The 294-nt window shown below is 39.8% G+C and carries 1 protein-coding gene; it reads left to right on the forward strand.

Annotated features, from left to right (window positions below; all coding sequences use genetic code 11):
- Positions 1-294: 5'-nucleotidase C-terminal domain-containing protein (locus tag C1G53_RS12130; RefSeq protein ID WP_192873135.1), on the forward strand; the 294-nt coding region annotated here is incomplete at both ends.

Genomic DNA, 294 nt, shown 5'->3' on the forward strand with positions numbered 1-294 from the left:
TATGGTCAAACAGGATTTTCAAACAAAACTAGCCTTGCTGTGACTAACGGTGGTGGTCTACGTGCAACAATTGCTAAAGATCAGCCTGTTACAAAAGGTGATATTATTGCAGTCTTGCCATTTGGTAACATTGTTTCTCAAATCACTGTGACTGGTCAGCAAATTTATGATATGTTTACCAAGTCTTTATCATCTACATTGCAAGTGAATCCAGAAACTGGCGAGATGCTTTTAGATGAAAATGGCATGCCGCTCTTTGAAGCTAGTGGTGGATTCCTACACATTTCAGGAGCA

Source organism: Streptococcus suis (assembly GCF_002960445.1).
Taxonomy (GTDB): Bacteria; Bacillota; Bacilli; order Lactobacillales; family Streptococcaceae; genus Streptococcus; species Streptococcus hyiners.